11 protein-coding genes and 1 pseudogene are annotated in these 13,767 nt (G+C 73.4%); 3 read left to right on the top strand and 9 right to left on the bottom strand.

Annotated features, from left to right (window positions below; genetic code table 11):
• Positions 1–99: 99 nt before the first annotated feature.
• The 3 genes and pseudogenes from AC1Z4A_RS19660 to AC1Z4A_RS19650 all read left to right on the top strand — a co-directional run bounded on the left by AC1Z4A_RS19660 (position 100) and on the right by AC1Z4A_RS19650 (position 2,613).
• Positions 100–660: an RICIN domain-containing protein gene (locus tag AC1Z4A_RS19660; protein WP_483680576.1), complete on the top strand. Its 561-nt coding sequence runs from the start codon at positions 100–102 to the stop codon at positions 658–660.
• Positions 636–1,109: pseudogene (locus AC1Z4A_RS19655) on the top strand (alpha/beta hydrolase); the annotation flags it as partial. The gene AC1Z4A_RS19660 and the pseudogene AC1Z4A_RS19655, both read left to right, overlap by 25 nt.
• 259 nt (positions 1,110–1,368) lie before the next feature.
• Entirely contained in the window at positions 1,369–2,613 is a 1,245-nt protein-coding gene (locus AC1Z4A_RS19650; RefSeq protein WP_483680575.1) for an RICIN domain-containing protein, read from the top strand.
• A 26-nt stretch (positions 2,614–2,639) separates the two neighbouring features.
• Here the strand turns inward: AC1Z4A_RS19650 and AC1Z4A_RS19645 are convergent, their stop codons facing one another.
• From AC1Z4A_RS19645 to AC1Z4A_RS19605, 9 genes are all read right to left on the bottom strand, one after another.
• A complete protein-coding gene (locus AC1Z4A_RS19645; protein ID WP_483680574.1) occupies positions 2,640–2,852 on the bottom strand; it encodes a hypothetical protein in 213 nt (70 codons plus the stop codon).
• Position 2,853: 1 nt separating this feature from the next.
• Positions 2,854–3,456: a nucleotidyltransferase family protein gene (locus AC1Z4A_RS19640; protein ID WP_483680572.1), complete on the bottom strand. Its 603-nt coding sequence runs from the start codon at positions 3,454–3,456 to the stop codon at positions 2,854–2,856.
• A gap of 40 nt (positions 3,457–3,496) precedes the next feature.
• Positions 3,497–5,131 (bottom strand): acyl-CoA mutase large subunit family protein, encoded by a 1,635-nt coding sequence (locus AC1Z4A_RS19635; RefSeq protein WP_483680570.1) that lies wholly within the window; start codon positions 5,129–5,131, stop codon positions 3,497–3,499.
• Positions 5,132–5,290: 159 nt separating this feature from the next.
• The gene (locus tag AC1Z4A_RS19630) at positions 5,291–6,811 is read right to left on the bottom strand and encodes a hypothetical protein (RefSeq protein WP_483680568.1); all 1,521 of its coding nucleotides are present in this window, start codon (positions 6,809–6,811) and stop codon (positions 5,291–5,293) included.
• Positions 6,811–7,488 carry an RNA polymerase sigma factor gene (locus AC1Z4A_RS19625; RefSeq protein ID WP_483680566.1) on the bottom strand — a complete coding sequence of 226 codons (678 nt, stop codon included), beginning with the start codon at positions 7,486–7,488 and terminating at the stop codon, positions 6,811–6,813. Before AC1Z4A_RS19625 ends, AC1Z4A_RS19630 begins: the two co-directional genes overlap by 1 nt.
• Before the next feature lie 34 nt (positions 7,489–7,522).
• Positions 7,523–8,485, bottom strand: coding sequence for a DUF4328 domain-containing protein (locus tag AC1Z4A_RS19620; RefSeq protein ID WP_483680564.1), 963 nt, complete (start codon positions 8,483–8,485; stop codon positions 7,523–7,525).
• A gap of 267 nt (positions 8,486–8,752) precedes the next feature.
• Positions 8,753–9,331 (bottom strand): hypothetical protein, encoded by a 579-nt coding sequence (locus AC1Z4A_RS19615; RefSeq protein ID WP_483680562.1) that lies wholly within the window; start codon positions 9,329–9,331, stop codon positions 8,753–8,755.
• Positions 9,332–9,429: 98 nt separating this feature from the next.
• Positions 9,430–11,544, bottom strand: a complete 2,115-nt coding sequence (locus tag AC1Z4A_RS19610) for a glycosyltransferase family 4 protein (protein ID WP_483680560.1) — start codon at positions 11,542–11,544, stop codon at positions 9,430–9,432.
• A gap of 417 nt (positions 11,545–11,961) precedes the next feature.
• Positions 11,962–13,611 (bottom strand): beta-N-acetylhexosaminidase, encoded by a 1,650-nt coding sequence (locus tag AC1Z4A_RS19605; protein WP_483680558.1) that lies wholly within the window; start codon positions 13,609–13,611, stop codon positions 11,962–11,964.
• Between the last annotated feature and the right edge of the window lie 156 nt (positions 13,612–13,767).

The raw sequence follows: 13,767 nt of genomic DNA, 5'->3' as shown, positions 1-13,767 counted from the left end.
CACCGAGCGCGGCAGCATGACGCTCTCGTAGGCGAGCGCGGCTTCCCCTGACGGGTTGGCCCGAATGCCGCTGTTGGTTCTCCCGGCGCATCTGGTGGCATGTACGTGCTCTTTTCTCACGCTTTCAACAGATCCCTCGTCACTGAACGTCGCATCCGTTCAAGGAGAATCATGTTCAGAGCACACAGAGCAGCCACCCTGTGCGGAGCCGTCGCACTTATGCTGTGCGGCGGCTTCGCCACATCGTCGGCCTCCGCCGCCCCGGCCGGCAAGGCGGTCAAGAGCCCGCTCCTTCGAACAGCCTTGAACAATAAGTGCCTTGACGTCTATGCCTTCCACCAGGAGGACGGCGCCACGGTCGTCACATGGGACTGCAACGGCGGTCCGCAGCAGCAGTGGTACTGGGACGGCGAGCAGCTCCGCACCTCGCTGAACGGCAAGTGCCTGGAGATCTACGCCTTCCGCAACGACAACGGCGCCGCCGTGAACACCTGGAACTGCGACGGCGGCATCAATCAGCGGTGGTACTGGGACGGTCAGCAGATCCGCAGCCGCATGAACGGCAAATGCCTGGACGTCATGTTCTCCAGAAACGAAGACGGTGCGCTGGTCTGGATGTGGGACTGCACGGGCGGCGCGAACCAGCGCTGGTACCAGTAGCACTCATCCCCGCCACCCTCTCCGACGGCGACGCCGCCGTCACCGTCGGCGTCATCTGCAACGACGTCCGCTGGCCGCGCTCGGTCTCCTCCTACGCCCGCGACGTCGCCGCCGACCGCGTCCGGCACCCGCTCACCGCGGGGGAGCCGTTCAATGTGACGCCCTGTGCGTTCTGGCAGAGCGAGCACTTGAACAAGCCCACCCGCATCACTGCGGACGGGCCCTCCAACATCCTGATGGTCCAGAACCTCCGCGATCCCTCCACCCCCTACCGCGGCGCGCTGAAGATGCGCCAGGCCCTCGGCGACCGGGCCCGGCTGGTCTCCGTGGACTCCGGCGGGCACGAGTCCTACCTGGTCAACGGCAATGCCTGCGGCGACCGCACCGTCACCGGATTCCTCACCTCCGGCAAGCGGCCGGAGCAGGACGTGCTCTGCACGGCGGGGTGATCCCGCGTTCCGCAGGCCCCTTCCGGCCCGTCGGTGCGTGCGCAGGTTTCCGGCCAGCGTCATTGGTCCTGACCAATTACCGCGCTCGTCAGGTGATCACCGGTGGCGCTACGTTCGCCCCCGATCAGGCACCGTCACCTACCACCACATCACGGGCCGGGTTCCGGCCTTCGGCATGCGGAGCCCGACCGGGGGAAGGGCAACGATGAGTCGCTTAGGAACAACCGGCCGCTGGACCAGAGGAGTTGTCTCCCTCGCCGTGGCCGCCACGTCGGCGCTCGCCGGCATGACCGCCATGACGGGCACGGCCGCCGCTGCCGGCACCGGCACCGGCACCGGCACTCCGAAGATCGGGGACTCCTGCACGGCCGCCGATCTCGGCAAGCGGTACCCCTACGTCAAGAGCGTGCACCAGGCGCCGACGATCACGCACTTCAAGGGCTGGTACGTCACCGACGGGTCCACGGGCAGCCAGACGGTCGCGGCCACGACCACGAACGTGGTCTCGGTCGACGTCGACTTCTCCGCCAAGGTCGAGGGCTCGTTCAAGAACGACATGCTCGGCCAGGTCGGGGGCAGCCTGGGCCTGGACGTGAAGGTGTCCTCCTCCTCCACCAGCACCGAGACCCAGTCCATCACCTGGAACTTCGCCAAGCCCGGCTACTACGGCCTCTACCAGGGCACCCGCAAGGTCACCGGCGAGTACGGCAGCATCAACTGCAACCGCGTCGACCTGGGCAACGGCATCTCCGCCAGGCGGTGGGTCGAGGGGCCCACGAGCGGCACCTACACGACCTTCACCACGGTCGAGGAGGGCGCGGTGCGGTGTGAGGACGCCGTGCCCCCCAGCAGCATCATGAAGAAGGCTCAGGAGGTGCTCGGCTGCGGGGCCACCGCATCCGCACGAGCGGGCGCGAAGGCTCCGGCAGCGGAGAAGCCGGCGGAGAAGCCTGCGAAGAAGACGGCCGAGCCGGCACGCAGGACCGCGGATCGGAAGGTCTCGGGGGACTGGGGCGGCTGGCCGCCCAGCACCACCGTGCCGCCGGGCTTCACCTGCGACGCGCACTCCTACAAGATCGGCACGCCTGACGGCGCCCTGTTCTGGTCGGCGCCCACTTCCTGGGACGGCAACGCCGTCCAGCTGAGCAAGGCCGACTCCGGCTGGTTCGGCAACACGAATGAGTGGCAGGTGTGCCGCGGTCCGGAGAACGGCGGGATCGCCGAGCACATCTTCATCAACCGCTCGGACAACAAGTGCCTGAGCCTGGCCGAGGCCAACGCGTCCGACGAGGGCGCCCAGCTGGTGCTGGACGACTGCAAGGCGGATCCCCTCCAGCGCTTCTACGTCTACCGGGACGTTCCCGGCTCGGACAAGGTCGGCATCCAGAACAAGCTCAGCGGCTACATGGTCGGCCAGGAGCGCGCCGCCGAGGGCCAGCCCCTGCGCCAGTACAGCGAGGGGAAGCAGGACGGCAGCGGGACGTACGTCCTGACCAAGGTCTGAGCTTCGCGGTCGAGCACACGCCGTTCCTAGAACAGCTGCTGCTGCCCCTGCATCGGCGGCTCCTCCGGGTCGAACAGCCTCGGCTCCGTCGCCAGCAGGGGCGCCGAGCGGCGCGAGCCGGGGCAGGAGATCAGCTCGAAGGAGACGCGGCGGCCCGGCGGGTCGTGGCGGGCGTAGCGGCCGCCGACCACGGCGATCTCGCGGGAGCAGACGGGGCAGGTTCGGCGGGGAGAGGACATCTCACCAGTCTGGCGCAAGCTCGGCCGCGGTGAGGTCCCGGACCCGGTCCGCCAGGGCCCGGACCCCGGGGTCGTCCGGGTCGGCCCGCTCCGCCTCGGCCACGAGGTGCGCGAGGTCCGCGGCCCAGTCGCCCGTCGCGCGGCGGTCCGAGCCGATCCGGGCGCAGGCCCGGTCCAGCAGGCCGCGGGCGCTGAGCGGGTGTCCCCGCCCCAGCGCCTTGAGCACGGCGACCGCGTTGGCCAGTGCGCTGGTGGACGGCTGCCACTCCCCGCCGCGTCCGGCGGGCTCCGGGACCGGGCCCTCCGCCCGTACCTCCAGGTCCAGTCGCCAGAAGAGCGGCAGGTCACGGAAGAAGCAGAACAGCAGACGGCGGTCCGGGGCCGGCCAGTGGGCCGGGTCGCTCCTCGGGCCGCCCTGCAGCGGCAGGACCGCCGCCACACAGCCGGCCACCCCCGCCACGCAGTCCGCGAAGCGCTCCCCCGGCACCGTCCAGCGCAGGTCGATGTCGCTGTAGCGGTCGGCGGTGCCGTGGGCCAGGGAGCCGCGCAGGGTCACGGAACCCTCGGCGCAGCGCTGCTGCAGCGCCGCCGTGATCGTCTCCAACGCCTCCGAACGCCCGGAGCAGTCGGCGGGTTCAGCAGCGTCAGAACGCTTCCGTGGGCACATGCGAACCCCACACCTCGCGCAGCGCCCCGCAGACCTCCCCCACCGTCGCCCTGGCCCGCAGTGCCTCCTTCATCGGCGGGAGGACGTTCTGCGACGTGCTCCCCGCCGCCTTCCGCAGCGCCGCCAGCGCGCCCTCGACCGCCGCGCCGTCGCGCTCCTCCCGCAGCCGGGCCAGGCGCTGCCGCTGCCGGGCCTCGATCTCCGGGTCCACGCGCAGCGGCTCGTACGGCTCCTCCTCGTCCAGCCGGAAGCGGTTGACGCCGACCACGACGCGCTCGCCCGCCTCCGTCTCCTGGGCGATGCGGTACGCATTGCGTTCGATCTCGGCCTTCTGGAAGCCCTCCTCGATCGCGGCGACCGCGCCGCCGCGCGCCTCCACCTCGTCCATCAGCTCCAGGGCGGCGAATTCCAGCTCGTCGGTCATGGACTCGATCGCGTAGGAACCCGCGAACGGGTCGGCCGTCGCGGTCACGTCCGTCTCGTGCGCGAGCACCTGCTGGGTGCGCAGGGCCAGCCGCGCGGCCTTGTCGGTGGGGAGGGCGATGGCCTCGTCGAAGGAGTTGGTGTGCAGCGACTGCGTCCCGCCGAGCACGGCGGCCAGGGCCTGCACGGTGACGCGCGCGAGGTTCACCTCGGGCTGCTGCGCGGTGAGCTGGACGCCGGCCGTCTGGGTGTGGAAGCGCAGCATCTGCGACTTGGGGTCGTGCGCGCCGAACTCGTCGCGCATCACGCGCGCCCAGATCCTGCGCGCCGCGCGGAACTTGGCGACCTCCTCCAGCAGCGTGGTCCGGGCGACGAAGAAGAAGGAGATCCGGGGCGCGAAGTCGTCGACGCGCATGCCGGCCGCGACGGCGGTGCGGACGTACTCCACGCCGTCGGCCAGGGTGAAGGCGACCTCCTGCGCGGGCGACGCGCCGGCCTCGGCCATGTGGTAGCCGGAGACGGAGATGGTGTTCCAGCGGGGCAGCTCGGTCCGGCAGTAGGCGAAGATGTCGGCCGTCAGGCGCAGCGAGGGCTTGGGCGGGAAGATGTAGGTGCCCCGGGCGATGTACTCCTTGAGCACGTCGTTCTGGATGGTGCCGGTCAGCCGGTCGGCGGGCACGCCCTGTTCCTCGGCCACCAGCTGGTAGAGCAGCAGGAGCACGGCCGCGGGGGCGTTGATGGTCATGGAGGTGGAGACCTCGCCCAGCGGGATGCCGTCGAAGAGTTCCCGCATGTCCTCGACGGAGTCGACCGCCACGCCCACCTTGCCCACCTCGCCGGCCGCCAGGGGTGCGTCCGAGTCGTGGCCCATCTGGGTGGGCAGGTCGAAGGCGACGGACAGGCCGTGCCCGCCGTGGGCGATCAGCTGCCGGTAGCGCGCGTTGGACTCGGCGGCCGTGCCGAAGCCCGCGTACTGGCGCATGGTCCAGGGGCGGCCGGTGTACATCGTGGGATGGATGCCGCGGGTGAAGGGGAACGCGCCCGGGGCGCCGAGCCGGTCGGCGGGGTCCCAGCCGGCGAGGGTCTCCGGCCCGTACACGGGACGGACGGGCAGGCCGGACTCCGTCGAGCGGGGCGCGGGGCGGTGCTGCCCCTGCCCGGTCGTCGATCGGGGCGTCGGTTTGGTCATGGGTCGCGCCTCCCGCTCTCCTCGGGTCTCACCTTCGGAGGGTAGAGGGGCGGCGCGGGCAGAGCGGGGGGAAACGCCCCGCCCGCGCCAAATGCGCGGAGACGGCTAAATGGGGGGAACTCCGGCTCCTGCGCCGCCGATGACCAGTCGGCTCACTTCTTACAGCGCCAGCGTGCCCGAAAGTGTCACACCCGCTGTCCGCGCCGGGTCCGGGGCACTCACGCGGGGCACGGTGCCGGTGGCCGTCGGGGTGGTCGGGGTGCCCTTGTGGACGAGGTCGTCCAGGTCCGAGCCACCCTCGTCCTCGTTGCCGCCGCCCTTGGCGTCGGTGCCGCCCAGCAGCCGCTCGCAGTACGTCCGTACGGCCGAGGCGCCGCCCGCGGTGCGCTCCAGGATGCGGACCGAGTCCTCGTCGACGCCCTTGCCGCCGCCGAGCTGGTGCCTGCCCGCGGCCAGGTAGTCGCGGCAGACCCGGGCGGCCCAGTCGCGGCCGGCCGGGGGGAGCTTGGGCAGGCCCTTGGCGCCGCCGTCCTTGTCGCCCTTTCCGCTCTGGTCGTCCTGGTACGGGCTCGCCGAGGTGCCGCCGCGGCCGTTCTCCTTGCCGTCGGGCGTGGCGGGGACGCCGCCGCCCGGGCTCGGGGAGCCGTTCGCGCCGGGGGTCTCGCCGGTCCGGCCGTGGCCGCCGCCGTGCGAGGGGGACGGCCCGGGGCGCGTGGGGCCGGGGGCGACGGTCCCGGGGCCGGAGCCGTCCGCGACGGTCACGCTGCTGGCCGGGGCCGGCTCGCGGTCGCCGCCGAACGGGGTGGGCAGGACGCCCGTGCCCGCCGCGACCGCGACCCCGCCGACGGCGCAGCCCGCCAGGGCGAGCGCGAGGGCCGCCTTGGCGGGGCGGTGGAAGAGCGAGCGGAAGGCGAGGGCGGATCTGCCGAAGCCCCGGCCGAGGTGCACGACGGGCTCGGGCGCGGGCGCGGTGGCGGTGGCGGTGCCGACCGCCGAGGCCCGCGCCGCGCGGAACGCGGCGAGCGCGGCCTCCTCCCCGGGCATGGGGGTGCCGGGCCCGGGGCCCTGAAGGGGCGCGGGGTCGGCGAGGGCACGCAGCGCGGCCACGATCTGCTCGGCGGCGGCAGCGGGGGTCGTGGCGCGGTGGGGCGAGGGGACGTGGGCCGGACCACCGCGGTGACCGACCCGGTCCTCGGGCCCGCCGGCCGTCACGCTCGCGCCGTCCTGCGCGGCCTCGTGCCAGGCCCGGCTCGCGGCCGGGTTCGCAGGTCGGTCGTCGGCGCGGCGCACGGGCCGTCCGTCGGCCGGGTACGCGGCATCGCGCGCAGCCGTGGTCCCGTTCACGGCCGCAGGCGCAGCCTCGGATCCGGCCCCGCCCGCGGCCGACTTCCCGGCCCCGTCCTCGGGCCCGCCGTCGGCCCGGCGCACAGCCCGGCCGTCGGCCGAATCCGCCGCATCGCGCGCAGCCGCGGTCCCGTTCACGGCCGCAGGCACCGCCCCCGTTCCGGCCCCGCCCGCGGGCGTACCGCCTGCCGCGTGCTCGTCCGCTTCGTCGTTCCGCGGGGTGCGGGCGCGCGCGTCCGCGGGCTCCGCCGTCGTTCCGTGTGCGGTGGTCTCCCCCCGCAGCAGCCGCTCCACGGCGTCGTCATCCAGCCAGTCGTACCGGTGGTCGTCCGCCATCACATGTCCTTCTGCGTCCGCGGGCGCAATTGCGTCACACCGGCAGAAGCACTTGCTCCGCCGGCCCCTGTGTGTGACTGCCGTCGTCCGTCGACTTCCTCGTCGGCGTACGGCCGGCCGTTGTTGCCTCCCCCGGTCACCATCTCTGCCAGCCGTCGCAGGCCCCGGTGGGCGGCCGTGCGCACGGCGCCGGGGCGCTTGCCCAGCACCCCGGCGGCGCTCTTGGCGTCGAGTCCGACGACCACCCGCAGGACCACGGCCTCCGCCTGGTCCTGCGGGAGCTGGGCGATCAGCGCGAGCGTCCGCCCGGTGCCGAGGGCCTCCAGCGCCTCCCCGGCGGTGTCCGCGTCGGCGGCCCGGCCGGCGAGTTCGCTCTCGTCGCCGCCTATGGCCGGGCGCCTGCCCCGCATGCGTATGTGGTCGAGGGCGCGGTTGCGCGCGATGCGCGCGGCCCAGCCGCGGAACCGGTCGGCGTCGCCGGTGAACCGCTCCAGGTCGCGGGCTATCTGCAACCACGCCTCCGAGGCCACGTCCTCGGCCTCGGCCTCGCCGACCAGCGTGCGCACGTACCCGAGCAGACGAGGGTGAACGGCCCGGTAGACCGTACGGAAAGCCGTCTCGTCCCCGCCCTGGGCCGCGCGCACCGCGGCGGTCAGCTCGGCGTCGTCCCCCTGCACGCTCTCATCCTGCACCACTTGCCTTACCCGGGATTCAGTAGCCCGCCGGACGGTTGCCGAATGGATTCTGCGGCTGGCCGGGCGGTGCGTACGGGGCCCCGTAGGGGGGTGCGGGCTGGGCGGCGGGCGGGAACCCCGGCGCGGGGGCGGCGGGCATGCCGTACGGCATGCCGACGCCCATCGGCGGGGCGGGCGGGCCCGCCATGGCCCGCTGCTCCTGCATCTTCGACAGCTGGCGGACGACCGCGATCGCCATCGCCGCGGCGACGACGTAGAGCAGGAGCGCGAAGATGCTCATGCTGAGCGAGGACTTCAGGTCGTTGACGTTGTCCCGCCAGTTGGTGCCGGTGTAGTCCCCCCGGAGCTTGCCGTTGGCGACCGAGTAGTTGACGGACGCCACGATGTTGCAGACGCTGGCCACGATCCAGAACGTCCACCAGGTGTTCAGCACGCCCTTGCGGACGTTCTGCGGGCCCATCGGGGAGCTGGCGCGGTAGATGTCGTTGGCGATCTGCTTGGGGAACCAGAAGTTGACGATGGGCGTGAACCACGCACCTGCCGCCCAGCCCGTGCCGAACCGGTGCGAACCGGGCGCGAAGAACTCCGCGTTGATCCGCATCCGGCGGAACCACACGGCCCACAGCGTCGCGTTGGTGATGAAGACGAGGAGGTAGAGGATCATCGACACGGCGTAGAAGCCGTCCGCGTCGTCGGCCTTGCTGCGGACCGAGAACGAGGCCCCGTCGTTGAGCAGGCTGTCGATCGCGTCGATCTGGGCCATGCGCGCCGCCATCATCAGCAGCAGCGCCGGGATCGTCAGGGACAGCGTCACGACGAGCGTCACCCGCACGCCGCGGCGCAGGTCCACCCCGCCGACCGGCATCCCGGGCACGGCCGGGTACGGGTACATCGGCGGTGCCGGCGGCATGGCGCCCATGGGCGGCTGCGCGGGCTGCTGGAAGGCGCCGCAGGCGGCGCAGCGCCCGTCAGGACCCACGGCGGTGGCGCGGCAATGACCGCACGGAAACATCTTCTCTGACCCCCAAGGGTGGTGACTCGACCCCGGCCACCGGAACAACGACCGACAACGACTATGAGCCGGTGATACTACGCGGCCCCGGTGACGCCCGGGTGTGACGGTTTCGCGGCGGACGGCGCTGTAGGAAGTGCGTACCCCACCAGGGTTCGCAACGGACGGGCGGCCGGGGCCTCTCCTGTGGGGGGTGGCGGCCCCGGCCGGCCTCCGTCCGCCGAAAGCTTTCCTCTACCGCCTGCCGCCGTGCCGCAACGCCGCCTCCGGCTCCGGCTCCGGCTCCGGCATCCCCAACTCGCCGAGCAGCTCGCGGAAGAGGTCCTCCACGCACGGGTGCGGCTCCGCCGTCAGCACCCTCGCCAGCTCCCCGGCGTCCGCCGGGTGCCCGGCCGCGGCCGCCCACGCGGCGCAGTGCGCGGCGGCGGTCTCCGGGGCGGGGAAGAGTTCGTCGAGGGCGAGTCCGGTGTCGGCCATGTAGCGGGCCAGTGCCGTGCGCCCCAGGCAGGCCCACCACGGCGGGCCTCCGGGGCCCGCGCCGCCGAGCACCGCGCAGTCGCTCTCCATGACGTACGCGGCCAGGGCCGGTGCGCCGGTCTCGTCGGCGAGTGCACGGACGAGTACGTCCATTCCACCCAGATCGGGGTGGAATAGGCGATCCGGGTGATCCGGGTGTTCCCACAGCTGCCAGCCGTCGCCGAACGCCCCGCGGTGCACCAGATGTTCGCGCGCCGTGCCGAGGACCGGGCACTCGGCGAGCGCCCGGTCGCCGTCACGGCCGACTAATAAGTAACCCCAGAAGCCCATGCCCATGCCGGTCCATCCCCTTCGGTCCGCGTTCGAGACGGGCTCGAACGGCTCTGGGACTTACAGCGCGCAGGCTTCCTCCTGCGTCACACCCGACCCAGCAGCTACTCGGCGGCGCCGGCCTCCGTGGCGACGTCGAGGTCCTTCACGGTGACCGTCAGATCGTTGGTCACCGTGAAGTACGGCCGCAGCCGGACCTCGCCACGGACCGCGCCCGGGAACGTGTCGATGCCCTTGCGGTCGGCGAAGTCGCCGGCGATCCGGCCGACCCGCACCAGCGCGGCCCCCGCCGCCGGGCGCACCCACAGGTCCCACAGGTCCTGCTCCTCGATGCCGATGCGACGGGCCATCGGCTCGTACGGCAGGCAGCCGCTGCCGTTCTCGAGCGGCGCGCGGACGTCGCCCACCGAGCCGTCGCCGCCGCGCAGCCGGGCGATCAGCTCCGCGCCCTCGCCCAGCTCCGCGCCGTGCGCGGTGACGGCGACGGTCAGCCCGTCGGCGCCGACGCGCACCTCGCCCGCTTCCATGTGCGCGGTGCGCAGCCAGGTCCGCACGGCGAGGAAGCCGTCGCTGGTGGCGTACGGGACCCAGGCGCCCACACCCTTGGCGGTCTGCTGCAGCGGCAGCGACAGCAGGGCCTTCTGCTCGACGAGCGCGGCGGTCAGCCGGCGCCGGGTCTTCTCGCCGGACTTGCCGCCGGAGCGCTCGACGTAGACGTCCCAGCGGCCCTCGGACATGACGTGCTCGCCGCGGGCGACGCGCACCCCGACCCAGCGGCCGGGCTCGCGGCCCTGCTGCGGGAGCGCCACGCGCACGGTCTCCTTGCCCTTGCTGCCGCGGTGCCGGAGCAGCAGGTGGCTGTCGGCGGCGGTCAGCTGCTCGGCGCGGACGCGCACGGTCAGCGAGCCGTCGGCTTCGGCGGCGCAGCGGGCCTCGGGGTGGGCGGTGTCGCCCTGCGGGCGGGGGGCCGCGGGCTGCTGCGGCTTGCGGCCGCCGCCGAACAGGCTGCGCAGGAGCCCGCCCTTCTTGGGCTGCTGGGTGGTGCAGCCGGGGCGCAGCTCCTCGAACAGCTGCTCGTACCGCTGGGCGATGGCGTCCGGTTCGTACCGGTGTGCCGACTCGCGGGCGGCAGTGCCCAGCCGCTGCCGGAGCGCGGCGTCGCCGGTCAGCCGGAGCAGCGCGTCGGCGTAGGCGTCGACCGCGTCGGAGGCGTCGAGAGGTCCTCCGAGGGAAACAAGGATGCCGTCCGTGCCGTCGGTGAGGATCTCGCGCGGGCCGTACGGGCAGTCGGTGGCGATGACCGGCAGGCCGGCGTGCATGGCCTCGACGATCGTCATGCCGAAGGACTCGGCGTCCGAGGCCACCGCGGCGACCGCGCCCTTGGACCACTCGGTCTCGATGGGCGAGCGGGCGCCCATGAGGGTGATCCGCTCGTACAGGCCCAGCTCCTCGATCTGCTTGCGGAGCTTGGCCTTGGCCGGGCCGCGGCCGTAGATCCGCAGGTTCCAGTCGGGGCGCTCGGCGGCGACCTTGGCGAAGGCGGCGATGAGGCGGTCGTAGCGCTTGACGCCCACGAGGCGGCCGGCCGAGACGATGGTCTTCGACGTCCCGTCGGAGGGCTCGGCGGCCGGGGCCGGGACGGCGTTGGGGATGGAGAGGATGCGGGCCTTCGCGTCCGGCAGCGCCTCCCGGTAGTGCCCGGCGTCCGCCTCGGAGACGGTGGCGAAGGCGTCGAGGGCGGCGATGGCCGGGTCCATCACGGCGTGCAGCTCGGCGACGTGGGCCTCGTGGGTGAGGTGCTCCTGGCCCAGGCGCAGGTAGGGGCGGTCGGCGCCGTACTCGGCGAGGTAGCCGATGAGCTTGGGGCGGGTGGCGATGACGACGTCGGCGTCGGTGGCGGCGAGGTGCGCGGCGACGCGCTGGTCGGTGAGGGCGGTCGCGGCCATGCGGCCGTTGTCGATGCGCTCGTCGCGGAAGACGGCGCTGGGCTGCTGGTTGAGGGGGGTGTCGTGTTCGTCGCCCTCGGTGCCCTCGCGCATGTCGACGAGGGGGGTGAGGGTGACCCGGGGATCGATGGTCAGCTCGGGCTCGTCCACGGGACGGTTGACGCTGACGATCCGCACCTCGTGGCGCTCGGCGAGGGCGGCGGCGAGGTTGACGGTGGAGCGGATGGTGCCGCCGATGCCGTACGCGTTGTGCAGCAGGAATTCGATCTTCATCGGGCCCTCGTTCGGTGCGCGGGGCGCGCGGGGCGCGCGCAGCGGTTCTCGGGGGGAGGGTAGCCGAGGCGGTGTGGGGGGCACGTGGGCTTGGGGGTGGGGTGGTTTTCCCCTGACCCGCCCCTTCCCGTAACCGGGGGGGCAAGCCCCCGGGCCCCCCGGGCCCCTCGCGCTGCGCGCGGGCAGGCTCGGGGGCTCTGCCCCCGGACCCCCGGTCCTCAAACTCCCCCAGCTACCGCTGGGAGGTGCCCCCAGACGGGCTGGAAATCCAGCCCGTCCGGCGTTTGAGGCTGCGCTCGATTTGCGGCTCCGCCGCGCGGCGCGCGCAGCGCGGTCCGGGGTCTGGGGCGGAGCCCCCCACGCGGCGGAGCCGCAAATCGATACAGCCGGGAAGGGGCGGGATCGGGGAATACCCCCTCAGCCCCGGGCCCGGGCCGCCAGGGCCGTGAAGTCCGCCCACGACGCCCGCGGCGGGCGCGGGTCCCAGACCCGCTGGGACAGGGCCGCCAGAGGGAGGCGGATGCCAGAGGCCACCTGGTCCGGCGTCTGCGCCGTCGCGTGGTCGCACCACACCGCCAGCCTCCCACCCGGCACCCGCCCCGGCCCCGCCTGCGCCGCCGCCACCGACGCGCTGCCGCGCAGCACCGCCGGCGACCAGTCCCGGTAGATCCGCTCCCCGGAGGGATAGCGGAAGTCGTTCGGCTCGCCGAGCACGTAATAGAGGAAGTCGTCGTTGAGGTTGACCACCGTGCGTCCCTCGTTCAGGTACTCCTGCGGCGGCCGCGCCCCCAGCTCCTTGCCCGTCCAGTACTCGACCTCGATCGACGGGTCGGGCGCGACGACGCCGTCCGGGAAGAAGCCGTCGTTCCATGCCTTCGGCGTCCTGTCCAGGCCGCGCACGACCGCCGCCCGGTCGTTGAGCCATCCGGTGGCCAGGTCCTGGACCCGGGCCCGGGTGCCGTACTTGCGGCGGGCCGCCTCGGCCAGGCCGGGGTAGGAGGCCTGCGGGTCCCTGGCCATGAGGGCGCGGTACTCGTCCGCGCCGAGGTGGAACCACGCCCCGGGGAACAGCGGAGCGTACTCGCGCAGCAGGTCGTCGACGATCCGCGCGGACTCGGGATTGGCGATGTCGACCGCCCCGCGCGCCACCGTCCCGGACGCATCGCGCAGCTGGAGCCCGGGGTGGGCGGCGATGACCGCCCCCAGGTGCCCCGGCGAGTCGATCTCCGGGACCACGGTGATGTGCAGGGCGCCCGCGAGGTCCGTGATGCGGCGCAGCTCGCCCTTGGTGAGGTGCTGCGCCGAGACGATCTCGGGGTGCGAGGAGCTCTCGATGCGGAAGCCCTGGTCGTCGGAGAAGTGCAGGGCGAGCTGGTTGAGCTTGAGGTCGGCCATCTCGCGCAGCCGGGCCTCGATCCAGTCGGCGGGGAAGTGCTTGCGGGCGATGTCCAGGTTGAGGCCGCGCTGCGGGCGGTCGGGGCGGTCGTGGATGTCGCCCTCGGGGAGGCCGCCGCCGGTGCGGACGGCCTGGAGGATCGTGCGGGTGCCGTAGAAGACGCCCGCCTCGTCGGGCGCGGTGACCGTCACCTTGCGGTCGCGGGTGAGCAGTTCGTACGACTCGGCGCCGCCGTACTGCCCGGGGCGCAGGGCCAGCTCGACGTCGCCGGCGCGGGCGGGGCCGGCGGCGGAGGCGAGCTTCAGCTCGCCGGCGAGCCGGCGGCCCTCGTCGGCGAGCGGGCCCTTGGGGTCGGTCACCACCCGCGCGCCGGGCGCGGGCCGCCAGCCGGGCCCGGCCCGCTGGATGTACTCCCGGACGGCCGGCACGGTGCGCGGCACGCCCGCCGGAACGGGCGCGGGGGCGGCCGGGGCGCCGGGGGGCGCGGCCGCCTGCGCGGAGGAGGAGGCGGACGACTGCGGCGAGCGCGAGTCGTCCCGGCCGGGGTGGCCGGTGGCGCCTTCGCGGGGGCAGCCCATCAGGGTCATGGTGGCGAGGAGGGCCAGGGTGGCCACGCTGCCCCGGATGGCCGACGTCCGGGCGATCCTGACCCGCGGTCCCCTGCGTGCCATGCGTCCCATGGAGCAAACCTCCCATGTGGGCTATGAAGCGCGAAATTACGCGAAGCAAGGCGAAACAATGCCAAGTAACGCGAAGATATTGCTTTTCGGGCCAAGTACGTCGACAGTACGTCGGCCATGCGCCCGAAACGCCTACCGACCGGGTGA

The organism is Streptomyces sp. 17_S59 (assembly GCF_056930295.1).
The sequence above is the reverse complement of the archived record's forward strand: the minus strand, read 5'-3'. Positions and strand labels throughout refer to the sequence as shown.

Coding starts and splice junctions, on each gene's coding strand:
- AC1Z4A_RS19660 (WP_483680576.1), top strand. CDS start 100: ATGTACGTGCTCTTTTCTCACGCTTTCAACAGATCCCTCGTCACTGAA.
- AC1Z4A_RS19645 (WP_483680574.1), bottom strand. CDS start 2,852: ATGTCCTCTCCCCGCCGAACCTGCCCCGTCTGCTCCCGCGAGATCGCC.
- AC1Z4A_RS19635 (WP_483680570.1), bottom strand. CDS start 5,131: ATGACCAAACCGACGCCCCGATCGACGACCGGGCAGGGGCAGCACCGC.
- AC1Z4A_RS19630 (WP_483680568.1), bottom strand. CDS start 6,811: ATGGCGGACGACCACCGGTACGACTGGCTGGATGACGACGCCGTGGAG.
- AC1Z4A_RS19615 (WP_483680562.1), bottom strand. CDS start 9,331: ATGGGCATGGGCTTCTGGGGTTACTTATTAGTCGGCCGTGACGGCGAC.
- AC1Z4A_RS19610 (WP_483680560.1), bottom strand. CDS start 11,544: ATGAAGATCGAATTCCTGCTGCACAACGCGTACGGCATCGGCGGCACC.
- AC1Z4A_RS19605 (WP_483680558.1), bottom strand. CDS start 13,611: ATGGCACGCAGGGGACCGCGGGTCAGGATCGCCCGGACGTCGGCCATC.